A 22,000-nucleotide genomic window follows, 5' to 3' on the forward strand; every position below is an offset into this window, starting at 1 on the left:
GGCCCGTCTCCGCAGGCAACAACGGCGCGATCACCGCCCACGCCTTATCCGTCAGCTCACCACGACCAACCACAACCCATCATCTGCACACGATCATGAGAAAGATTCGCAGGACACGCCCTAGAGCCCTGGAAGACCGCGCACGAGCCGCTGCGGTTGTCGACCAGGACGTCGCGGAACGTTCGCGGACGAGCGCCTGGAGCAGAACGCCTCAGAAGGGCGGTGGCTCTTCGTCGGGTTCGGGTCTCGGGTCGTGCAGCGGTTCGGGTGTCGCGGTGTAGGTGTGGCCGCTGGGAGTCGTGATCGTCATCCCGCCGTTCCCAGTGGGCACTGCCGACCAGCCGGGTTCGTTGCGGAGCAGGTTGTGGATCTTGCAATAGCCGTGGCAGTTGTGGTGGTTGGTCTTTCCGTTCTGCGCCCAGGTGACGATGTGATCGATCTCCGAGAACTCCGCCGGACGATGACATCCAGGTTGCGTGCATTCCCGATCCCGGGCTTTGATCAACCGTGCCAGCGACGCTGGTGATCGGTACTTGTCGGCGCCGGCTTCCAAGAGCTGACCGGTGGCGGGATCGGTGATCAGCCGCGACCAGGTCGACTTGGGGTCGGAGGCGATCTCCCGGACGAGCCAGTCGGGGATGTGGCCATATCCGGCGAGGAACGCCGGGTCGTTGCGGGCGCCGGTGAGGGTCAGGAAGTCGACGTAGACGTGGATGTGGGCCTTCGGCTTGCCGTGTCCGTCTTCGGCGAGCAGGCGTTCGGCGAACAGATCGGCACGATGCTGATCCAACGTCTTGGACTTGTCGTTGTCGCGCCGAGTGTGTGCTCCGAGGTCGAGTGAGGCATAAACGGAACTGGCGACTTCCGAGGGAAGATACCCGGAGAGGGTGGACATGGTCTCGCCCTCATGCTGCAGGGACACATGCCGCAATGCGCGTTTCTTCTTGGCCCGGTCGCGATAGCCGTCGGGGTCGTACTTCTTGACCGCCCAATCGACCGAACTGCGAATCGCACCCGGGTCACGGTCGGCCAGACGAGACGACATGTGCTCATCAACCAGCCCGGCGACCTCGTCGGAGACTTCGCGCGTCAGCTGCGTGACTTTGGATGCTTTGAACAGGTCGATGTCGCCACAGTCCAACGCTGCCAACGTCTTCGGCAGCCGTGACACGAGAGCGCAGGAGATTTCGAGCAGCAGGAACGCTTGATTACGAGAGACCGAGAAGCGCAAAGCGACCTCCTCGGTCACCGATCTTCGCGACCCACCGATTCCAGCGAACTCCGCTAACGCACGCACCTGACGACCCTGCGCCCGCCGAAGCACCAACTCCTCGACAAACGAGGACTCAAGGAAACGCGCGGCCTGAGTTTGATAAACGAGCTTAAGGTTCATGGCAATGATTATACTCGAACTCACGTTCGACTGCCATATTATTTGCGGCTTAGAGTGTGTCTTACGTGGTGATCGGTTGCTGATGAGCGGTGATCTTTGCTGTGGTTGATCGTTTGTCGTTGCGGTTGGTGCCGGATGAGCTGTGGAACCTGGTTGAGCCGTTGATCCCGGTGTTCGAGCCGCGTCCGCAGGGCGGTGGCACTGCCCCGGTGGATGCTCGTGCGGTGTTCACCGCGATCGTGTACGTGCTGACCAGCGGCTGTGCGTGGCGGGACCTGCCGCCGTCGTTCGGGGTGCCGTTCCAGACCGGGCACCGCCGCTTCGGCCAGTGGACCAAAGCCGGACTCTGGCGGCGCCTGCACCACGCGCTCTTGGACGAACTCGGCAGCCAGGGCCACATCGACTGGAGCCGCGCGATCGTGGACGGAGCGTGTGTACGGGCCAAAAAAGGGGATCCCTGACCGGCCCCGGTCCCAGCCCGGTCGACCGCGGCAAGCCCGGCTCGAAGATCCACGCCCTGTCCGACCGCGCCGGACTGCCGCTCGCCGTCGCCGTCTCCGCCGCCAATACGAACGACTCCTACGCGCTCAAGCCGCTGGTGATGGCGATACCCGCGATCAAGTCCCGCCGCGGTCCGCGGCGGCGTAAGCCGGACAAGCTGCACGCCGAATCCAAGGACAAACTCGGCAAACACCGCTGGGTGATCGAACGAACCATGGCCTGGTTCACCGGATACCGCCGCCTCACGTTGCGCTACGAACGCAAAGCCGAACACTTCCTCGCCTTCCTCATCCTCGGAGCCAGCCTCACCTGCCACAAGAAACTCCGCAAACTCACCACATGAGACGTGCTCTTAGAGTTGAGAATTGAGTAGAATCTGTCGTTCCGCGTGAATGCCGCATGGATCGGCCGCCATAACTCCGCAGTAGCACGAGAAGTGAACAACAAACGGGGTGCCGAGGTCCCGAGCGGTTGCCCAGCGAGGTCCGGCAGGCGTTGAGGCAGGGCCGGATTGCGCGGCATCCCCGATCCCGAGGCGGACCAGCGAGCCTGTCAGCAATCCCAGACGTCAGTTGACGCAACCCGCGTCAGCCAGCGGAGCCGAAGCCCCAGCAGAAGAAGAAGGCGGAGCGGAAAGCGAAGAAGTCGCCGCCACCGGCTTGATCCCGTTCCCTCCGGTGGACTCCCCCACCGCGGCCACGGCCGACGACGACAGCGCCGACTTCACGAAAGCCCGCACTTCGGCCGGGTCGACCTTCACCGCGTCGCCGTCGGACGGCGTCTGCAGGGAAAGGCTCTGGATCGGGATCGTCTGGAACTTCAACGCCCCCGAGCTCATGCCCCGCAGCTGCTGCGCGAAGCTCAGCACGTCCCAGCCGCGGTCGAGGACGACGGATCCTTGGATGGCACCGACCAGGGCGCTCAGCCTCGTGGGATCGGTGAACGTCCCGGCGTCCAGGACGGTCTTGGACATACTCGACAGGAACGCCTGCTGCCGCGCGATGCGGTCGAGGTCGCCGTTGGGCAGCCCGTGCCGCTGGCGGACGAACGCGAGCGCCTGCGCGCCGGAGAGCAGTTGCTTCCCGGCCGGGAACGAGGCTCCGGAGTACTTGTCCTGCACCGGTTCCTTGAGGCAGACCTCGACGCCGCCGACGGCCTCGCTCAGCGCGGAGAAGCCGGCGAGATTGATCGCGGCGTAGTGGTTGATGCTGAGCCCGGTGAATTGTTCGATCGTCTGGATCGCGAGTTTGGCGCCCGCCTCGTTGGCCTTGACCTCGAGCTGCGCGCCGGTCAGGCCCTGAGCCCGCAGCGTGCCCATCGCAGCGTTCTTGCCGCGACTGTAAGCCGAGTTGATCTTGTGCTTGCCGAATCCGCCCGCGATGTCCACATAGGAATCACGTGGAATGGAGATGGCGGTCGCGGCCGCCCCGCCGGCCGGGATGTGGACGACGATCATGGTGTCGGTGGTGTCGCCGCCGTCGTCGCCGCTTCCGGCGTGCAACGCGTCGAGTACGTTCTGTGGCAACGGGTTCCCGTTGGCATCGGTACGCGAGTCGAGTCCGACCACCAGGATGTTCTGCGCCACCTTCAGTGGTTCACCGGCCGGGCCGTCGGGAACCTGAGCGGTCGGCGCGATCACGTCGGCCATGACGATCGCTTCGTCCAAACGGCTCAACTGTGTCCACGCGAAACCCGTGACCCCTATTACGACCGTCGACACCAGGCCCAGTGCGACGCGGCCGCCGATCCGCCGTCCTCGCGACGTGAGCAGCACGACCCTCTCCCCGCTTCCCATGAATGATCCCCCGTATTCGAGGATCACCGCGTTAGCTGGGAATAACCTGAGAAAATTGTCATGACTGCGTCTTAAAGCCCGTTCGGCCCAGTGTTTCCGGCCGAAAGTGATCAAGCAGACAACCCGATCGCGACGGGGTGTACCGGTCCGACCGCGCAGCGCTCCCTATCGGGGCATCCGGCGCCAGATCGCGCGTGGCACCACGCGCATCACCGCGAACACCAGCCTCAGCAGCCCCGGCACCCACACCGTACCCCGACGCTTCCGCAGCGCCGCGACTGTCGCGTCGGCGACCTGATCGGGCGTACTCGAGAACGGCGCCGGCGACATGCCCTCGGTCATCCGGCCGATCACGAACCCGGGCCGGACGAGCAGGAGGTGCACACCCGTGCCGTGCAGCGCGTCGGCCATCCCGCTCGCGAAGCCGTCGAGACCGGCTTTGGCCGATCCGTAGACGTAGTTCGCGCGCCGCACCCGGACCCCGGCGACCGACGAGAACACCACGAGGCTTCCGCTGCCTTGCTCACGAAGCACAGTGGCCACCTGCGTCAGCACACTCACATGAGCCACATAGTCCGTGTGCACGATCGCGACGGCGTGGGCGGCGTCGGCCTCGGCCCGCTCCTGGTCACCCAGAATCCCGAATGAGGTGACGACGACTTCCAGCGGCCCATGCTCGACGACGACCTTCTCCAGGAAGGGAGCGTGCCCGGCGAGGTCGTCGGCGTCGAACTCGACCGCGTCGACCGTCTCCGCGCCCGCGGCCAGCAGCCGCTCGGACTCCGCGCCGAGATCCGCGCTCCGCCTCGCGGCCAGCACGATCTTGCTCGCTCCGCCCTTGGCGAGCCGCTCCGCGACCGCGAGGCCGATCTCGCTGCGCCCGCCCAGTACCAGCACCGTTCCGCTCACCCGCCGCAGTCTGCCAGGCGAGCCAGGGCCACTCGCGAGTGGCACGCTTCACAGAATGCAATTTTGCAGTCTGTGCATCTTTAGGCGTATCGTGGTGCTCATGCCCGAACCCGTCAAAGGCCTGCGCGAGCGCAAGCGGCTGGAAACCCACCGCGCGCTGGCCACCACCGCCGTCCGGCTGGTCGCCGAGCGCGGTCTTGACCATGTGACGGTCGAGGACATCAGTGCCGCGGCGGGGGTTTCGGCCCGCACCTTCTTCAACTACTTCGCGTCCAAAGAGGACGCCGTCGTGATCGCCCACGCCGACTACGCCGAACGCTCGCAGCGCGTCATCGACAGGTTCCTGGCCACACCGAAGGAAGTCAGCACTCCGCGCGCATTCGTCGAGGCAGCCAAGGAGGACTTCGCCGAGATCGACCGGAACCGCGAAGAGTGGCTCGGCAGAATGAAGGCGATTCAGGAGAATCCCACGCTGCATTCGCGCGCGGTGACCATGAACCACCACACCATCGCGCCGACCATCGAGGCGATCGCGCGCCGCTCCGGCACCGACCCCGAGGCCGACCTGTACCCGGTGCTGCTGCTGACCACGATCGGCGGCGCGTTCAACGCCACGCTCAGGCTCTGGTACCAGCGCGAGGGCCGGGTCTCCGCGATGGACCTGCTGGACGAGGCACTCGAAATTCTTCTCGCCGGACTCCCGGAGCCCGGCGGCCACGCGCACTGACGCACGGCATCACAGCACACGGCATCACACACACGAAGGGGGACGACCATGTCCGTATCCATGACCGAACCGAGAGAACCGGACTCGTCGTCCGGCTCGATGGGCCGTAAACAGGTCCTCGAAGCCATGTCCGGCCTGATGATGGGCATGTTCGTCGCCATCCTCGCCTCGACGGTGGTCGCGAACGCCTTGCCGCGCATCGTTTCCGAACTCGGCGGCACGCAGTCCTCCTATACCTGGGTGGTCACCACCGAACTGCTCGCGATGACCGCGACCGTTCCGCTCTGGGGCAAGCTTTCCGATCTGTACAACAAGAAACTGCTGATCCAGCTCTCGCTCGGGCTGTTCGTGGTCGGCTCGCTGCTGGCCGGGTTCGCGGGCAACATCGAGATCCTGATCGGCAGCCGGATCGCGCAGGGCATCGGCGCCGGCGGGCTCACCGCGCTCGCGCAGGTGATCATGGCGGCCATCGTCTCGCCGCGTGAACTCGGGAAGTACTCGGGGATCTTCGGTGCCGTGTTCGCGGTCGGGACCATCGCCGGCCCGCTGATCGGCGGCGTCATGGTGGACACCTCGTGGCTCGGCTGGCGCTGGTGCTTCTTCTTCGGCGTCCCGTTCGCGATCGCCGCGATCCTGCTGCTGCAGCGCACCCTGAAACTGCCGACGATCCGGCGCGACGTGAAGGTCGACTATCTCGGCGCGTTCCTGATCATGGCCGGTGTCTCCACCCTGCTGGTCTGGTCGTCGCTGGCCGGGCACCAGTTCGCCTGGGGCTCGTGGTGGACGGCGGGTCTGGTGACCGCCGGCGTGGTGATCCTCGGCCTGGCGATCTACGTCGAGTCGAAGGTGGCCGAGCCGATCCTGCCGCTGGGCCTGTTCCGCAGCCGGACGATCACGTTGACCACCGTCGCGAGCTTCCTCGTCGGTATCGCGATGTTCGGCGGGACGGTGTTCCTGTCGCAGTACTTCCAGCTGTCGCTGGGCAAGTCGCCGACGGTCGCCGGGCTGATGAGCCTGCCGATGATCTTCGGCCTCCTCGTCTCCTCGACGGTCTCGGGCCAGCTGATCAGCCGGACCGGCAAATGGAAGAGCCACCTCCTGCTCGGCAGCGTCCTGATGACGGCGGGCCTGGCCCTGCTGGGCACGATCGACGCGAAGACCGACATCGTCCTGCTCAGCGCGTACATGGTGGTCCTCGGCGTCGGCGTCGGCATGCTGATGCAGAACCTGGTGCTGGTGGCGCAGAACGACGTCGCCGCGCAGGACCTCGGCACGGCGACGTCCACGCTGTCGTTCTTCCGCAGCCTCGGCGGCTCGATCGGCGTGAGCGCGCTGGGCGCGGTACTCGCCAGCCGGGTGACGGCGCTGATCACCGACGGTCTCGGCCCGATGCCCGGTGGCGGTGAGGGTGGCGCGGTGCCTAACCTCGCCACGCTGCCGGAACCGGTGGCGAACGTCATCCGCGAGGCCTACGGGACCGCGACGAGCGAACTGTTCCTGATCGCCGCGCCGATCGCGGCGCTGGTCGTGGTCGCCGTCGCGTTCCTCAAGCACTCGCCGCTCAAGACCCAGTCCGGGAGCGAGCGGCTGGCCGAAGAGAGCACCACGAGCACTGCCGTCTGACCCACCGCGAAAAAGGGGCCCGGTTCACGCGAACCGGGCCCCTTTTTCGCGCACGAAACCGCAGCGGCAATTCACTGGCGCGGGTTCACAGTCCGCTCAGCACGATTTCAGGCAGCGCTGGGGACAAGAATCAGACGGCGCCGTTCGGCACCCGACAGACCACCGAAGACGCCATACGCGAGTCCGTTGTCCACGGCGAAGTCCAGGCAGGCCGAGGCCACCGGGCAACGCGCGCAGACGTCCTTCGCCCTGGCCACCTGCTGTGCGCCGGGACCGATTTCGGTGACCGGAAAGAACAGTTCAGGATCCACACCACGGCAAGCGGCCTGGCTCAGGTCACCCACCATCATCATTTCCATTTTCCTCTCACCTCCTCTTCTTCCATGGTCCATTCCCCGTCAACCGAGTTCCTAACCAGAGCCGAGCCCAGAGCACCTTTACCCGATCGTTACACTCAGCGGCCCGCTCAGTGCACCTGTCCTATGAGGCAGAGCGCGTTCGGCGGCTGGGAGCGGTGAGTCGGGTGATGGGACACGACGAGTTCGACGAGTTCTTCCATGCCGAATTTCCGCTGCTCACCGGCTTTCTGTGCAAGGCGGGGTTCGACCTCGATCCGGCACGGGACGCGGCCGGGGAGGCGATGCTGAACGCCTACGAGGACTGGCACACGATCACCCACCCGAGGTCCTGGGTGCGCCGGGTCGGGCATCGGCGGGCGAAGGAACAGTCCGCGGTCCGGGCCGACTGGGCGCTCGCCGACGTGGACAGGGAAGACAAACTCGCCACCCTCGCCGACGAGGCGTCGTCCGTCCTGACCATCCTGGGACAGCTCCCGAAACGGCAGCAGCTCGGTATGGCCTGGGCACTGGACGGCTTCACCACCGTCGAGATCGCCGGGGTGCTCGGGATCGCGGACGAGGCCGTCCGCTCGACGCTGCGGCACGCGCGGACCCGCCTCCACGAAAGCCATCCCGAAGCGACCGGCTTCCTGGACCACGCGAACGACGCGTTCGTGGACGCGCTGCGGGTGGGCCTCGACGTCGAGGACACCCTGTCCCAGATCAAGAACCGCGCGACGATCCGGGAACTCGCCCTGGACGAACCGGACGCCGCCGCGGCGCCCGAATCAGTGGTCCCGGAGCACTGGTATTCCCTCGACGCGGCCGTCGTGGCCGCCGGCCAGGGCGATTCCCGGGCGCTGAACCATCTGCTGACCACCATCCGCCCGCTCGTGGTCCGGTACTGCCGCGCGCGGATCGGCCGTCAGGAACGGACGTACGCCTCGGCGGACGACGTCGCGCAGGAGGTCTGCGTGGCGATCCTCCGGGCGCTGCCCACCTATCGCGAACGGGGGCGCCCTTTTCTCGCGTTCGTCTACGGCATCGCCCAGCACAAGGTCGCCGACGCCCGCCGCGCCGCCGCCCGCAACCGCTCCGAGCCCGTCCCCGAAGTCCCCGACGGCGTCGCGGATTCCGTCGGCCCGGAGCAGCGCGCGCTGCACAACGAATTGAGCGACAGGATGGGCGAGCTGCTGCGGATCCTGCCGGACAAGCAGCGCGAGATCGTCGTGCTGCGGATCGTCGTCGGTCTGTCGGCGGAGGAGACCGCCGGGGTGGTCGGCTCGACGGCCGGTGCGGTGCGGGTTGCTCAGCACCGCGCTTTGGCGCGACTCCGGAACATCCTCACCGACGAGTCGTAAAGCGCGTGAGGGCCAGCCTCGGGGACTCAGAGTCCCTGAGGCTGGCCCTCACGCGCATTCAGGGGCGGCAGCGTTGGGCAGTCGCCGACGCCTTCGTCAGCTCAGGGGAATCGAGCACGGCCTTCACCGGGTCGAGCGCGCTGTGCGCGTCCTTCTGGGCCGCTATCAATCCTTCGACAGCGATACCCTGCGCGGCGGTATCGTCCTTTTTCGACGCGTCCAGTGCGGTTTTCGCCTTCGTGGCCTTGTCGTGCGCCGCGGTGTACTTCTCGAGGAATTCCTTCTTCGCCTTTTCCGCGGCGGCGATCGGGGAGGCGGGCAGGGCGTTGAGACCGTCGACGGTCTTACCCAGGATGGTCGCGTAGTACCCGAGCTGGTCGCTGGTGTTCTTCTTGATGGCCTCGATGGTCTCGCCACCGGAGGTCTGCATCTTGTTGTTGCCGTCGATGAAATCCTTGACCGAGCCACAGAACCCGTTCATCCAGGCCACCGTCGCGGCCTCGTCGGCGACGGACGGCGAAGGCGGCGCGGACGGTGCCGCCGGCATCGCCTGCGGCGCCGGGTCCGGGGCGCAGCCGGCCAGGACCGTCGTGGCCAGGGCGATCCCCGTCGCCCCCAGGATGCCGGTCAGTGTCTTCTTGGCAGCGCACATGGTCGTTCCCCTCTCTTCCAGCCGGTGTTCCCGGCCGGCGAAGGGACTTTGACACGGCGGAACGGGCGCGGTCTGCGTCATCTGACTCAGAACGGTCGGCCCGCGCTCGAACTCGTAACGTTCGAGGCACGGCGGCCAGGTGGCGTAACAGGGTGCCGACGGACGGCGAGTACAGCATTACCCCTGTTCGCTTCGAAGGGCACAGCCGAAGAGGTAGCACCATGGCCATCAGAATCATCGCATCGCGGCTCGAAGGCGGGAAATTCCACGAAAACATCACGAAACTGCGCTGGGCCAACCCCGGCAATGGCGAGACAGGCGAGAGCTTCGTTTCGGCGATCGTGGCGTGGATCGAGGACGACGACGGGAAGGCCTACGTCGACGAGGGGATCCACCGGGTGGCCGTGGAGATCATCAAACCGACCTTCGGCCCCAGGTACCTCCGCACCCGAGCGGACGGGATCTGGAAGAACAACCTGCTGGAGCTGCCCCACTTCTGAGCCGCCGTGTCCACAGTGGACCCGGCATGCCGCACGGCGGATCAACGTGGGCCGGGTCGGGCTCGAACCGACGGCCAAGGGATTATGAGACCGCAGCTCCGGCACGTCAGCCAGTGTCATTGGATGCTAGATTCTGCCGGTTTGTGCAGGTCAACGCCAGTTTGAGCCCGGGCCGAGTGCCGCTGCGTGTCGGCCTGTATCGGGCTCTACGTCGGCAGGGCAGCAGTGATGTCAAAGCCCGAGTGCGCGACACTCTCGGGATCTCGAACGCCCAGTTCCCAGTCGCTCAGATCGAAACGCTCGACAAGTTCTTCAAGGCACGAAACGCGATCGTGCACGATGTTGACTACGAAGACCCGTCGGCGCCAAGCAGCCGGGCACGGTGGCGTCGGAAGATGGAGGAGGTCCGCGACGACTGCGACGCGGTGCTGGCAGTTGTCGCAACGATCATCCGCGCGACAACGACCAACGTGCGGGCATGCCGCTGAACGGTGGCGCCCTAGGAGCTGCCGGCCGAGCACCTCCTCGCCGGTGACCGCGCGGTGGGGCTGCAGCTGGCCAACCGCGCGCCGCGGCGCGCGGTTGGTTCAACACCGTAACCTGTGAGATCGGGTACGCCCATCGTCGCCTGCACACCCCGGGCGGGCTGTACCTGCTGCTGCACCGTCTGATGGACCGTGGCCGCAGCTTCACCGGCAGAGGCACTGTCTGGTCAGTCTGGGGCAGCAACACCAGGCGTCGGCTCATCCACGCACGGCTCGAGCACGGACCCACGTGGCAGCCTCATGGCCCGCCAATTCACGACACTCGTTAGATCCGGATGGGACACCGGTTCAATCACCGGCTGGAGTCAGCAACTCCTCGATCTCGGCGATTACCTGAGTGTTGTCCTGGTAGTGGATCCCGCGGATGCCGACCGCACAGGCAGCGGCGATGTTGGGCTCCAAATCGTCGAGGAAAATCATCTCCTCGGGGCGGACCTCGAGTCGCGCGCAGCTGAGCTCGTAGATCCGTGGATCTGGCTTGCTCATGCCGACCTCGTGCGAATAGACGATGTCATCTACGAGGTCCTCGAACCCGTATGCGGCCTGCTCCCGTTCCCGGGCGCCGACGAAGCTGTTGCTCAGGATGCCGGTCCGATAGCGCGGGCGCAGCCCCCGGCAATACTTGATCAACTCGGAGTTGCCGGTGCCCAGATACTGCTCCCAGAAATCCGCCATGATCGCATCGGCCTGTTCCCTGGCAACGCTGAATCGATCGCTGATCGCCTGACGCACCTCATCCTCGATGACCCCGCCAATGGCCCCGGCTGCCCAGACGTCCGCCAGTCGTCGGCCGACCTCACCCTCTACGAGACCGAGCCTGGCCTCCCACCGCCTGCCGACTCCAAGGTCGGGCGCGATCTCCAGTACGTCGCCGATGTCGAACACCACCGCACGAATCGCCATGATCGCCACCCTATCGGCCGCAGACCCAAACACGGAGAACAACAGTCTACGAACACCTCGCCAAGAACCCTGACGCCGCACCCATTCGGACGGTTTGAATATCTGACGTCACCATTTTCTTCGACGAAGCTCTCGTCCGCACGTATCGTGCATCCCTCGACCGCCGCCGAGCTGCCCGGCCCGAAGCTGAGTACCGGGAACCGACTGAGGAAGAATGGACGGAGTTCCAGGAAACATTTTCAGACCCGCAAGCTCGAGTTGGGTGAGTGCGGGCGTCCGTATGGCACGCCATGCAAGCACGAACATGCCTGCATCCGCTGCCCCAGCCTGCGTTTGGCGCCCACAGCCCGGCCGCGACTGGTCGAGATCATCGCCAACCTTCGGGACCGAATCCGGGAAGCTCACCTCCACGGCTCGCTCGGCGAGGTCGCCGGACTACAGGTCAGCCTCAACGAAGCTGCCCGGAAGCTAACCAGCCTCGACCGAGCACACGCCCGCGGTCCAGCTGGCCCTGTCAACCTCGGGGTGCCGGTCATCGCCGACTCACCGGGATAAGCAGCTGAGTACACAGTCCCGTCCGGCCCCGGCGACGCCGACACCTTCCCCGGGCAACAACAGCCAACCAAACAAGGACACGAGCCAACGTCCTGGCATGCCGATGGTCTGTCGCTGCTGAACGAACCGTCGGCCCGCGTGACGTATCTGCGTTACGCCCGGGACACCATTGCATACCCCAGATTCCGGTGAAGATCTGGCTCAACAGCGGGACGCGGCGGGCGTGGGTGATCGATGGGCTCTGGCCCGCGCGGGTGCGAGACTGGCGACAACTTGACGACGCGAAGGGAGCTCCCCGTGGCCTCTGATGCCCTTGAACGACCGGTGCCGGCGTCGAGCGGGCCGGGGCAGCCGGTCCTTAAGCTACTGGACAAGGCCATCGGCTTGCAGACACCGCTGGTGCGCAAGAACATCGCCCGGGCCCGTCAGCGCAACCCGGATGCGGCACCGGCGGAGGTCGTGCGCACCCTGGAGCGGATGTACGTCAGTGCCCTGGCGGGAACAGGGGCAGCGGTCGGGGCCACCGCGGCCGCGCCCGCAGTCGGTACCGGGTCGCCCTGGCGTATTGTCGGTAAGGTCGCCGAGCGCACCGGTCAGCACTGGGCCCGCCAGCTCGTCAGCAAGGTGCCCACGGCGACGCTGCGCCAGATCAACAGCGTCCTGGGCAAGAACTTCATCACCAAGTACGGCACCAAGCAGGGCATCATCGTGCTCGGCCGGGTGGCTCCGTTCGGCATCGGCGCGGTGATCGGCGGTGGCGCCAACGCCACCGTCGCCGCCCTGGCAGTCCGAGCCGCCCGACGCGCGTTCGGCCCCGCGTCACAGTCATGGCCCGAGACAGAGCTGGATCCCGCGCCTCCCGACACAGGGCTCTCGGATCGTTGAGCGCGTCCGTCAGCGGCCCGCACTGCGGCATGAGAGTGCGTTGCAGCGTGGTCGCCTCATAGGGAATTCCCTTGGCTCCACTGTGTGGCACGTTCGAGGGAGTTAGCGTTCGTACCACGACTGTCTCAGGGTCGTCGGCCCTCGCCTCGCCTGGGTGGGACGCTGCCAGCCGCTGGAACTCCTCCTCGGAGATCGGGAGCGTGGTGTACTCGAGCAGCAGTTTGCTGGTAGGCCGCCAGCCTTCCGGGGTCCGGCCGCGGAACGACGCGCGGCCCGTACACGGTGTCTAGCCGAAGATCCGGGCGCGCAGTTCTTTCACTGTCTGGACGGAAGCGATCAGGTCCAGGGTGTCGAAGTGCAGCGACCATGCTGTGCCGGTCGCGGTCTTCACCGTCCGCTCGACCAGACTGAAGGAGACCGTGCGCGGGTCGGCGCCACCCAGCGCCACCGCGGTACCGACCCACTCCTGGTATTCGGTGCCCGCCGCGGACACGGTGGCCCGCGGCTCGAGCCGGATGTCGCGGACCGCGCCGAACAACCGGTTCAGGTATTCGGTCATGGCCCGGCGGCCGGAGATCGGCGTGATCAGGCCAGGTCCTTGCAGGGTCGCCGTGCCGTCCACGCCGGCGACCAGGATCTCGGCCGCTTCCCGGTTCCAGGCCAGCTGCCGCACGCGAGGCGGCTGGGGGATCGCCGGGGCCGGATCGGTCGCCGACGAGGTGATTCCCTCGAAGAGGTTCCGCAGCGGGTTCGCCGGATCTTCGACCGGGCGGAACATGTTGACCTGGTCCCAGAACCGCCTGCCGTCCTGTACCCGGGTGGGATCCTTGCCCGCCGCCGGATTACCGAGGACGAGCCGGTGCATCGTCTTGAAGGAGACCGGCTTCTCCTTGATGGTGCCGGTGTTGAGCGCCTCGACGAAGACGACTCTCCCGTCCGGGCTGGAGGTGACGGTCTCCGGCACGAAGACATAGTCCGGAACCAGCCGGAGCACACCCTCGATCTGACTCTTGATTCCCGCCCAGTCCCTGGGCGTTTCGAGCCCGCTGTCCCACAGACGCGCCGTTCCGTCTTGGACGAACAGGTTCAGGTATGCGTCGACATCCTGCGCGTTCCGTCCCCAGTCACGGTAGGCGTCCATGAACTGCCGCACGTTCGCCGGCACTTCCGCCGTTGTCCGGTCCGGTTGCCGGGCGAGCGGTTCGGCGTTCGCCGATGTCGCCAGGATGGCGCAGGACAGAACGGCCGCCGTGAGGGCGGGGATGATGCGCGAAACCCGCATGGGTTTTCTCCGATCGCTTCGGGGGAAAGCCGCTTCTCGGCTCCGTCTCGGCGCAGGAACGTGCGGTGGTCGACAACGTCGCTCACCGGCTTCCTCGGTGGGTGTTCCCGCTCTGCCCAAAGGATCTTCGAGAAACCGCACCCTGTCGATTACCTCTGAGGTAACGACGATCGCCAGCGCGGCCCACTTCAGTCCCGGAACGAGGCGAAGGCGAACAGCCTGAGCTCTCTGCGTTCACAGTCGGCGTTTTTCTCGGGTACCCAGTAGATGGGGGCCGCAGCCGGACCAAGCGGGAGCTCCGCGCCCGCGGCGATTGGACTGCCAGGCCACCCCGTCCCAAAGTGACACTGCGCTGGACGCCGATCCAGCGCCCTGGCCGGCCAGCGTCAAATATGTGCCGTCAGCACAGCATCCCAACCCACCAGGGCGGCACCGCTAGGTCCCCTCTCTCCGATCACGCTGGTAGCCGGGAATTCAGCGACCGCGGTGGGGTCCTGGAGGGAATTTTTTCCAGGACCCCACCTGCTTGAGCAATCACCTGCCAAGGTCGAAGCCACGCCCACCGCACCACGGCGACAGCCGAAAACTCCCCAGCAATTGGCCGCGACCGCGGCCCGGGTAGCTACGTCCCCGACGTAAGCAGCGCTACCTGGACGGGTTCTCAGGCGACTCTTGGCACAAGAATCGTTTCACGGCGTGCCGCGCGATGATCCTGCTAGGTAATATCAAAGGTGCACCAACGGGAAGTGCGCCATCGTCGGACGCTGGGCAATCCACGCAGCCTACGATCGGGCTGCAGAGCATCGTGATCCGCTCCACCGATCACTATCAGGCCGTTCAGGACGCCGAAGTCCGCCTCACCCTCGTCAACAACAGCCGTGACGAAGACGTTCTGACCGAAGTCTCCAGCCCGCAGGCACGGTTCGCGGTCATCCGCTGGGACCGCGGCTGAACCGCGGAACAGGTCGCCTGGCTCCCGGTGACCGCCCGCGGAGAGGTCCGTGCGCCGAGCGCAGGGCCGGACTATCAGCACAGCCCGTACTACCTGGAACTACATGGCCTCACCCAGGACATACTCGCCATGACGATCCCGATCACCTTCACCTTCGCCCACGCGGGAACCGTCACCGTGTCAGCGAAAGTGCAGCCACCTCCCGAACGCGACGAACGTGCTCGCCGAGCTCGAGTGTCTCGGATGATTCACGGTCGTGAGATCACCGGCCGCGGTCCCGCAGAGCCGTTTCGATTTCCGCGTCGGTGAGACGTCGAGGACTGACGTAGTAGAGCACCGCGCCAGGCGAGAGTTCGGCGTCCCACGCGGGATTGACCACGAGGTCTTCGCCTGTCCGCGAGGCCAGAACCGTGGCGCCGAAAGTCCGGCCCAGTGCCATCCGGCATTTCTCGGTGCTCAGCCGCCCCAGCGACTCGGGCAAGGTCACGGAGTACGTCCCCGTTCCGCCCGCCGTCATCAGCTCGGAGTAGACCTCGGCGATTCCGGGTGAGGTCAGCTCTTCGGTGACCATCCGGGGCGTGTGCCACTGTACGCATTTGATCCGTGGATCCACGTAGCGGACCAGTTCGGACTTCTCCATGTCCCGCAACGTCACCACGACATGCGCGGACAGGTTCGCGTGGTCCACCGTCACCGCGACGGCCAGGGCCTCATTGTCGTCGCGCATGTCCACCAGGATCGTGCTCGCCCCCGCGACGGCGGCCCGAGCGAGCACGTCGGCCGCGGTCGGCTCACCCCGGACGAAGTCCACCGGCTGCGACGGCATCGGGTGAACCTGCACATCGTCGCCCGCGCACAGCACGAGACCGGTCACCCCGTCGGCGAGCAACTGCGCGACGATCCTCTCGGTGCGACCGGCCGTATAGCCGATCAGGAGCGTGTGCCCGCTCGCCCGTACGGCTTCCATGCCCTGCATCCGCCGTCCCTTCGCCTGTTCGAGCCTCGAAGCGAGCTTGGTGAACACCGTGGTGAGTGTCGCGATCCCGCCGATGATGACGTAAGCACCCACGACATGCCCCGCGGTGGTCTCCGGCGAGAAGTCGCCGTACCCGACGGTCGCGGCCGTGACCACGAAGTACCACCAGTAATTCCCCGGCCGGACGAGGTCACTGCCCGTGGGTTCGGCCAGGACCATCAGCGGCCAGCTGGTCGCGAAGACGAAGAGGACCACTACGACGGGAAGCATCCAGCCTTGCTGCACCCAGCGCGCCAGCAGCCGCGACAAGACGAACGTCATCCCGCCTCCTCGCCGACCGCTGCCGTGCGCTCACCCGTACCTGCTCCGCCTGTACGCGGATCCGGATACCAGACCACACCGTTCCCACGGACACAACCGACGTTACCGGACCGCTACGGGAATGCCGGGAGGTGGAAGTTATTGGTCCGAAAAGGACTGTCCACTGGTGACCGGCTGTCTCGTCAGGCCACCGCGACGGTGACGGAGGCCGTGTGCACTCGGCCGCCATGCGAGAACTCGAGGAACAGCCGGTATTCGCCCCGTTCGGAGAACAAGGAGTGGAAGGTCAGCTCTCCGTTGGCCAAGCGCGTGCCGAGAGGTTGGACCGGGTGCAGGTGGGTGGCCGACAGCAGCATGGTGTGGAATCCGGTCAGGTGGCCGTTGGCGCCCAAGTGCGGATCGACCGCCTTCACCGGCGCGCCGTCGGGGCCACGGATGGCGAAGCGGAGAACCTGCGGGCGCAGGGCCGTGATCGGGGCCGTCCCGTCGGCTCGCGCCACCATGTACCCGGTGGCCGTGACGGTTTCCGCGGCGGGTGCGGGGACCGGCACGAAGGTGGTGTCACCGGGCACGCTGAACGGAGCGCCCAGCACCACGGGATGCCGGGCATCCTTCGTGTCGACCGGGACGAACTCGGCGAACATCCGATAGGCGCCACCGTCGGTCAACGCGAGAGTGGTGTGCCAGGTGTCGCCGACCAACGTCGGATGCACGTGCTGGAAGACGTTCATGTCGTCGCGCACGGCGAAGAAGTGCATCTGTTTGGTCTGGTTGTCCAGAAAGCGAGTGACCGGCCGCCCACCGGAGCCGATGATCCGGAAGATGACCGGCCGGTCGGGACCCCGCTCCGAGGGTGTGACGATCTGCTCGAACCGGTACCCGCTCTCCGCCTCCGACAAGCCGTCGCTGTGCGCGGCGGGAACCAGACCCGCCGACACCACGGCTTGGTGGGCGGAGTGCGCGGGTCCCGGTGTCGGGCGAAGCGCCACGAACGTCGCGACCACTCCGATCACCATCGCCAGCGCGAGGAACAACCAATCCGTCAACCGGGGTTTGCGCACGATCCGCTCCGGCCTGTCACCGCGGGGCGGCGGCGAGGTTGGGCTTCACCACGACCAGTCCCTGCTCGATTCCGTTGACAATGACGATGCCGCTGGAGAAGTACGGGTAGTTGCTCCACGCTCCGTTGAACTTGGCCGCGTCGCCCGCCGGATAGATGTCGAAATAGCCCACTTCGGACAGCCGCGCCGACGCGACCCCGCCGACGTCCAGAATACGCAGGCCCGCCTGGTAGTTCGCCTGATACGAGTAGCGGCCCTTGATGTACTGGTTGTGGTCGATCGCGGTCGCGGGCGAACTGTAGACGCCGGTGTGCACGGGAGCGGACAGCTTCGCCAGGTCCCAGACGTAGGTCTTGGTGCGCTTGTCGGTGCCGCGCGACTCGTCCAGTTCGTCGTCCAGCAGGAAGTACCGCTGGTCGTCGGTCAGCCAACCCTGGTGGGAGTACTGCGCCCCCGAGTAGCCCTTGCGGGAGATCTGGACCGGCCTGGCCTTGTCGGTCACGTCGACGATGGTCAGCGTGTCCTCGTTGGCGTTGAAGCAGATCTCCTTGCCGCGGTAGGCCGCGTCCGGTCCGCGGTAGACGACGCACTGCGTGTCGTGGGTGTAGCCGTCCTGGGAAACGCAGCCTGCCTTGACCGGGGCCTTCGGGTTCTGGATGTTCACCATGTGCGGCCCGCCGCTGCACGTGTTGGAACCGATGGCGTAGGCGAAACCGGTCTCCTCGTTGATGGCGATGTTGTGCGCGGGGCCGAAGTCCTTGTACAGCGCGTCGGCGGTGAAGGTCTGCGGCGTGGCGACCGTCCGCAGGCGGGTCAGGTCGAACACCTGCATGCCGTGGCCGGTGATGAAGTCGGCCACGATGAACGCGTGGTTCTTGTACACCTTCATGTCGCGCCAGGAACTGCTGCCGCCGTTGGACGGCAGGTTGCCCAGGAACTTCGGCGAGGTCGGGACGCTCAAGTCGACGAACGCGGTGCCGTTGGTGCGCCCGACGATCGCGTACTCCTTGCCGGAGGACGGATCGGTCCAGCCCCAGATGTCGTTCCCGTTGCCACCACCGAGACCGGACAGGGGAAGGACACTGAGCAAGTCCACGTTCTTGCACGGGTAGATGTCGGCCTTGCCGTTGACACACGGCACACCCGCCGCGGTGCCGGTGACGGTGTGCCGGTCGGCCGGGACGTAGTCCGCCATGAAGGTCCGGGCGGCCGCCTGCCCCTCCGCCGTCTCGGGGTCGTGCGCGGACGCCGCCGTCATCGACAACATCAACGCGGAAGCCGTCACCACGGCCAGCCCCATCATGCGCACGATCTTCATCTGGCGCGCTCCTCACAGGAGAGTCCGGACCGCCGAGACGACCAGGAGCAGGAGTTTCCGATCTCCCTCCGACGGTAAGAGCGCACGCCCTCGGCGTATCCCCCCGAACGTCTGGCGCTTTTAACCGTTTTGACACACCATGGTTCGCCTAAACTTCCGACGGAAGATCCACGTCGGGGCGTACGGGAGTGCCGTAGTCGCCGGGCGGAAAGGCCGGACGGTGCCCGGCCCGCCGGCGCGCGACCAGCGTCGCGCTTGCCGCTAGCGCGGCATAAACGATCAGCCACCAGGTGAATTCGGCCGGAACCCGGCTGCTGAACACCACGTCGAGCAGGATCGCCACCGCGAAGAGGGCGGGCTCGGCGAGACGGCAGTCCTGAAATCGTAGTTCGGAATCGACGGCGATCGACGCGGCGTCCTCGGCGCGCGTCCGGCGGAACGCCGATCCGGCGAGGATCGTCCCGGTGGACAGCGCCGCCCAGCCGAGGGCGATCAGCCAACTCCCCGCATAGGTCTGTGCCGTGGTGCCGGCGTACATCGCCACGGCCAGCGCTGCGCCACCGCCGAAGGTGATCACGTACGTCGCCAGATACCAGCCACCCAGGACCTGCAAAGCGGAGGGCCGCCGGTCCATCACCGGCAGGCCGCCCAGTTGCCGTTCGCGATACAGCGAGGACACCCAGGCCCCGAGCTGGGTCGTCGCGAAGACGACATAGGCGTACCGGCTGTAGGTCGTCTCGACTCCTGGGTCCCTGAGGAGTTCTTGGACCCCGAAGACGATCAACAGTCCCAACCCGACGATCCCAAAGCAACCGGACACGATCATCTTGCTCGTGGTATTCGCCGTCCGCCGCGCACCGACCCGGACAGCGATCACCCTGGTCGGCGTTTCGACCTCGACACCACGTTCGCCCAGCCACATTCGCGTGGCCTCGATCTCCTCCGGCGTCGGTTCGCCCCGCCTGGTCCCCATACCGTCCACCCTCGCTCGCGTACCCGATATACGCACAGCACCGAGCGGTGGTTGCCTCGGTCCGATCAACTGGCTCGGGGACGGCGGCCGGCACCGCACCACGCGGGTCGCGGCCAAGTTCGCCCGCGCACGTGCGGGCGATATCGAGCATGGCGAGACCGGTCATCACGTTGACCGCAGACCGGCCACATCTGACGCTCGAGGGCCACTCGCAGTTCGTCGTAGGTCGGTGCCAGCGCGCGGAGAATGTCGCCGGCAGCGGCATTTTGACCCATGACGAGCGGATGTTGCAGCGAACCGACCAGACGCGCTTGCTCGGTAGCGATGATCGCCGCGGCGACGTGGTCTTGCAACTCGACGAGGAATCGCTACTACAGCGACCGGCGCCGAGCCCTCGACGAACTCGCAGTTCCCGCCCCCGCGCCGCTGGCGCCCTGCACAACCCCGAGAAGTGCGGGTTAAGGAAGCCATTCGGCGCCCTCTTCTCGCGACGTGCACGGTGGAATCCACCCCCATCCCGTCCTGGATGCGGAGGAGTCCCGCTGCGGCCAATGTCGTTGCCCCCGAGACGAATCGCGTGGGTTACCCGGTTTCCGTGTCATGCATCGAGAACGTCGAACGGCACTGCGGGAACCGAAAGCCGTTGACTTGCAACGCGATGGTGTACGGCCCAGAAGTGAGGTTCATGTGGCGGTCGACCGCAAGGCGTGTGACTTCGTCAGCGAAAGGGAATGGCCCGGCTCGGCCACGGTGCGGGTCAGGAAGTAGACCTTTTCGCGCGGGGTCCCTCGCTGGGTGGTGGACGAGATCACGTACATCACGTGCAGTGCCGCAGTATCGCTGGCGATGAGAGTGGCGGAGAACGCCAGCGTGTCGCCGTCGACGAATTGGTTGCGTTCCAGGGCCAGCGGCGAGGCCTCGATCGGGACGTTCCTTGCGCAGCCGAAGGAAGGCGTAGGCGGCCGGCCGGCCGGCCCTGCTTCAGCCTGCTGCGCAGGGCCTCCCGCGCGAGGAACGCGGAGTCGACCGAGCATCTCGGCCACGAGAAGCACCGGGCCGAACCGGGGCGCGCGGGTTCGAAACAACCGACCCCGCACTCGACACCTGCTGTTCCAGCCGCACACCGAAACCGCCTGCTGCCGCCAACGTGGCCACGAGGCCGGATGTGTCGCGAAAGCCACTTCCGCGGTGTTAAAGGTGTCTTTCGCGACACGCCCGACATCACGCCACGGTTGACGTTCGGCTCGTTTGCTCGGCGATCCAGTCCCGGTACACCGTCACATCGGTCCAGATGCCCAGACCGCTGGCGCACTTCGGATCCGCGTCACCATCGCGGCTGGTGGCACCGACCAGTTCCCACTCACCCGGCCTGCCCTTGATCTGCGGCCCACCCGAGTCGCCGTAGCAGCCCATCGCGTCCGGCGTGTCGGAACCGGTGCAGATCTCCTTGCCCGTCGCCATATTGCGGCACTCCTCCGCCGGCATGACCCTGGTGTCCAACTCCTGGAGGATCTCCGGCGCGCCGCAGTTCTGCTCGGCGCAGTGCTCGCCCCAGCCGAGGATCCGGGTCGCCGTTCCCGCGCCGCCCACGGCTTCGGCGATCTTGATCGGCTGCTCTGTCACCGGTTTGTCCAACCGCACCAGCGCGATGTCCCCGCCCGGCGGCTTCTGCCTGGCGAAGTCTGGGTGCACGATGATCCGGCTGACACCGGTCTCGGTGCCCCCGCTGTTGTGCTGCCGCGCCCCGATCCTGGTCCTGACCTGCTCCGGTCGCACTCCCTGCACACAGTGCGCCGCGGTCACCACCCAGTTCTCACTGATCAGCGAGCCGCCGCAAGAGTGATTCCCGTCCTGCAGCAACGACACCATGAACGAATAGTCCTCGGTGGCGTCGTGCCCGCCGATGACGTAGGGCATCGGCCCGTCAGCCGCCGCGGCAGCCCCCGGTACCAGCGCTCCCGCCACGGCCAACCCCACCATTAGTACGCCTGTTTTGCGAAGCATTATCATGAACTCCCCGTAGACGACGAATTGCTGACAGTCGTCACGCTATGGGGTGATGATCACAGCTGGATCGGCTCATCGGCCGGGTGCGTATCGGCCGAATGGCCGACCCAGCGTGATACCGCGCCCACGAGAAGTGCCCCTATGGGTGACTACTTGCTGCCTTCGCTTAGCGAGCTGAGTGTTCGTCGGGAAGCAGGGCCAACCGCGGCCCCAATCGTCGCCGGGGCTCAGCGCGACTGTGCAGAACCCGGGCACACTGAGTCCGACAGCCGCGAGCCGACGCGGACCTCGTCCTTCGCGACAAACGCGCCACCGATCCCGAGTTCGACCCTGCGGCCAACCTCCCTTGCAGCCTCCGCCGGAAATGGACCACCGGTCGCGACGAGATCCTGACCCACGGCTGGAAGTACCGCCGCCCCACGG

The 22,000-nt window shown here is 66.4% G+C and carries 20 protein-coding genes and 2 pseudogenes; 9 read left to right on the forward strand and 13 right to left on the reverse strand.

Annotated features, from left to right (window positions below):
• Positions 1–211 precede the first annotated feature (211 nt).
• Positions 212–1,249: a DUF222 domain-containing protein gene (locus ACLJRL_RS40665; RefSeq protein ID WP_410661755.1), complete on the reverse strand. Its 1,038-nt coding sequence runs from the start codon at positions 1,247–1,249 to the stop codon at positions 212–214.
• A gap of 245 nt (positions 1,250–1,494) precedes the next feature.
• Here ACLJRL_RS40665 and ACLJRL_RS40670 point away from each other — a divergent pair.
• Positions 1,495–2,237 (forward strand): annotated as a pseudogene (locus ACLJRL_RS40670) (IS5 family transposase).
• 225 nt (positions 2,238–2,462) lie between these two features.
• Here ACLJRL_RS40670 and ACLJRL_RS40675 read toward each other — a convergent pair.
• Together ACLJRL_RS40675 and ACLJRL_RS40680 are read right to left on the reverse strand one after the other, a co-directional pair.
• Entirely contained in the window at positions 2,463–3,668 is a 1,206-nt protein-coding gene (locus ACLJRL_RS40675; RefSeq protein ID WP_410661798.1) for an LCP family protein, read from the reverse strand.
• Between the two features lie 186 nt (positions 3,669–3,854).
• The gene (locus tag ACLJRL_RS40680) at positions 3,855–4,598 is read right to left on the reverse strand and encodes an SDR family NAD(P)-dependent oxidoreductase (RefSeq protein ID WP_410661756.1); all 744 of its coding nucleotides are present in this window, start codon (positions 4,596–4,598) and stop codon (positions 3,855–3,857) included.
• A gap of 100 nt (positions 4,599–4,698) precedes the next feature.
• Here ACLJRL_RS40680 and ACLJRL_RS40685 point away from each other — a divergent pair, with 100 nt between their 5' ends.
• Entirely contained in the window at positions 4,699–5,325 is a 627-nt protein-coding gene (locus ACLJRL_RS40685) for a TetR/AcrR family transcriptional regulator (RefSeq protein WP_410661757.1), read from the forward strand.
• A gap of 48 nt (positions 5,326–5,373) precedes the next feature.
• A complete protein-coding gene (locus tag ACLJRL_RS40690) occupies positions 5,374–6,948 on the forward strand; it encodes an MDR family MFS transporter (RefSeq protein ID WP_410661758.1) in 1,575 nt (524 codons plus the stop codon).
• A 107-nt stretch (positions 6,949–7,055) separates the two neighbouring features.
• Here ACLJRL_RS40690 and ACLJRL_RS40695 read toward each other — a convergent pair whose 3' ends face one another.
• On the reverse strand, positions 7,056–7,307 hold the full coding sequence (locus tag ACLJRL_RS40695; protein WP_410661759.1) for a WhiB family transcriptional regulator: 252 nt from the start codon (positions 7,305–7,307) through the stop codon (positions 7,056–7,058).
• A gap of 281 nt (positions 7,308–7,588) precedes the next feature.
• Here ACLJRL_RS40695 and ACLJRL_RS40700 point away from each other — a divergent pair.
• Both ACLJRL_RS40700 and shbA read left to right on the forward strand, forming a co-directional pair.
• Positions 7,589–7,894, forward strand: a pseudogene (locus tag ACLJRL_RS40700) (RNA polymerase subunit sigma-70); the annotation flags it as partial.
• Between the two features lie 183 nt (positions 7,895–8,077).
• On the forward strand, positions 8,078–8,647 hold the full coding sequence (gene shbA, locus ACLJRL_RS40705) for an RNA polymerase sigma factor ShbA (protein WP_410661799.1): 570 nt from the start codon (positions 8,078–8,080) through the stop codon (positions 8,645–8,647).
• Positions 8,648–8,705: 58 nt separating this feature from the next.
• Here shbA and ACLJRL_RS40710 read toward each other — a convergent pair whose 3' ends face one another.
• Complete coding sequence (locus tag ACLJRL_RS40710; RefSeq protein ID WP_410661760.1) at positions 8,706–9,299, reverse strand: hypothetical protein; 594 nt, start codon at positions 9,297–9,299, stop codon at positions 8,706–8,708.
• Positions 9,300–9,520: 221 nt separating this feature from the next.
• Between ACLJRL_RS40710 and ACLJRL_RS40715 the strand changes: the two genes are divergently transcribed.
• Together ACLJRL_RS40715 and ACLJRL_RS40720 are read left to right on the forward strand one after the other, a co-directional pair.
• Entirely contained in the window at positions 9,521–9,799 is a 279-nt protein-coding gene (locus ACLJRL_RS40715) for a DUF3892 domain-containing protein (RefSeq protein ID WP_410661761.1), read from the forward strand.
• 143 nt (positions 9,800–9,942) lie between these two features.
• Positions 9,943–10,287 (forward strand): hypothetical protein, encoded by a 345-nt coding sequence (locus tag ACLJRL_RS40720; protein WP_410661762.1) that lies wholly within the window; start codon positions 9,943–9,945, stop codon positions 10,285–10,287.
• A gap of 345 nt (positions 10,288–10,632) precedes the next feature.
• Here ACLJRL_RS40720 and ACLJRL_RS40725 read toward each other — a convergent pair whose 3' ends face one another.
• Entirely contained in the window at positions 10,633–11,247 is a 615-nt protein-coding gene (locus ACLJRL_RS40725; RefSeq protein ID WP_410661763.1) for an HAD family hydrolase, read from the reverse strand.
• Positions 11,248–12,099: 852 nt separating this feature from the next.
• On the opposite strand from ACLJRL_RS40725, the gene ACLJRL_RS40730 reads away from it, so the two are divergent.
• Positions 12,100–12,687: a hypothetical protein gene (locus tag ACLJRL_RS40730; RefSeq protein ID WP_410661764.1), complete on the forward strand. Its 588-nt coding sequence runs from the start codon at positions 12,100–12,102 to the stop codon at positions 12,685–12,687.
• A gap of 286 nt (positions 12,688–12,973) precedes the next feature.
• Here the strand turns inward: ACLJRL_RS40730 and ACLJRL_RS40735 are convergent, their stop codons facing one another.
• Positions 12,974–13,969, reverse strand: coding sequence for a hypothetical protein (locus ACLJRL_RS40735; protein WP_410661765.1), 996 nt, complete (start codon positions 13,967–13,969; stop codon positions 12,974–12,976).
• Between the two features lie 805 nt (positions 13,970–14,774).
• Between ACLJRL_RS40735 and ACLJRL_RS40740 the strand changes: the two genes are divergently transcribed.
• On the forward strand, positions 14,775–14,921 hold the full coding sequence (locus ACLJRL_RS40740) for a hypothetical protein (RefSeq protein WP_410661766.1): 147 nt from the start codon (positions 14,775–14,777) through the stop codon (positions 14,919–14,921).
• 262 nt (positions 14,922–15,183) lie between these two features.
• On the opposite strand, the gene ACLJRL_RS40745 is transcribed toward ACLJRL_RS40740, so the two are convergent.
• The 6 genes from ACLJRL_RS40745 to ACLJRL_RS40770 all read right to left on the reverse strand — a co-directional run bounded on the left by ACLJRL_RS40745 (position 15,184) and on the right by ACLJRL_RS40770 (position 21,574).
• Positions 15,184–16,218 carry an ion channel gene (locus ACLJRL_RS40745; RefSeq protein WP_410661767.1) on the reverse strand — a complete coding sequence of 345 codons (1,035 nt, stop codon included), beginning with the start codon at positions 16,216–16,218 and terminating at the stop codon, positions 15,184–15,186.
• A 182-nt stretch (positions 16,219–16,400) separates the two neighbouring features.
• Entirely contained in the window at positions 16,401–17,279 is an 879-nt protein-coding gene (locus tag ACLJRL_RS40750) for a hypothetical protein (RefSeq protein ID WP_410661768.1), read from the reverse strand.
• 16 nt (positions 17,280–17,295) lie between these two features.
• Entirely contained in the window at positions 17,296–18,597 is a 1,302-nt protein-coding gene (locus tag ACLJRL_RS40755) for a choice-of-anchor B family protein (protein ID WP_410661769.1), read from the reverse strand.
• A 148-nt stretch (positions 18,598–18,745) separates the two neighbouring features.
• On the reverse strand, positions 18,746–19,570 hold the full coding sequence (locus tag ACLJRL_RS40760) for a hypothetical protein (RefSeq protein WP_410661770.1): 825 nt from the start codon (positions 19,568–19,570) through the stop codon (positions 18,746–18,748).
• Positions 19,571–20,253: 683 nt separating this feature from the next.
• Positions 20,254–20,613: a hypothetical protein gene (locus ACLJRL_RS40765; protein ID WP_410661771.1), complete on the reverse strand. Its 360-nt coding sequence runs from the start codon at positions 20,611–20,613 to the stop codon at positions 20,254–20,256.
• A gap of 178 nt (positions 20,614–20,791) precedes the next feature.
• Positions 20,792–21,574, reverse strand: coding sequence for a S1 family peptidase (locus ACLJRL_RS40770; protein ID WP_410661772.1), 783 nt, complete (start codon positions 21,572–21,574; stop codon positions 20,792–20,794).
• Positions 21,575–22,000: the final 426 nt, after the last annotated feature.

This window comes from Amycolatopsis sp. lyj-112, assembly GCF_046549055.1.
Lineage (GTDB): Bacteria > Actinomycetota > Actinomycetes > Mycobacteriales > Pseudonocardiaceae > Amycolatopsis.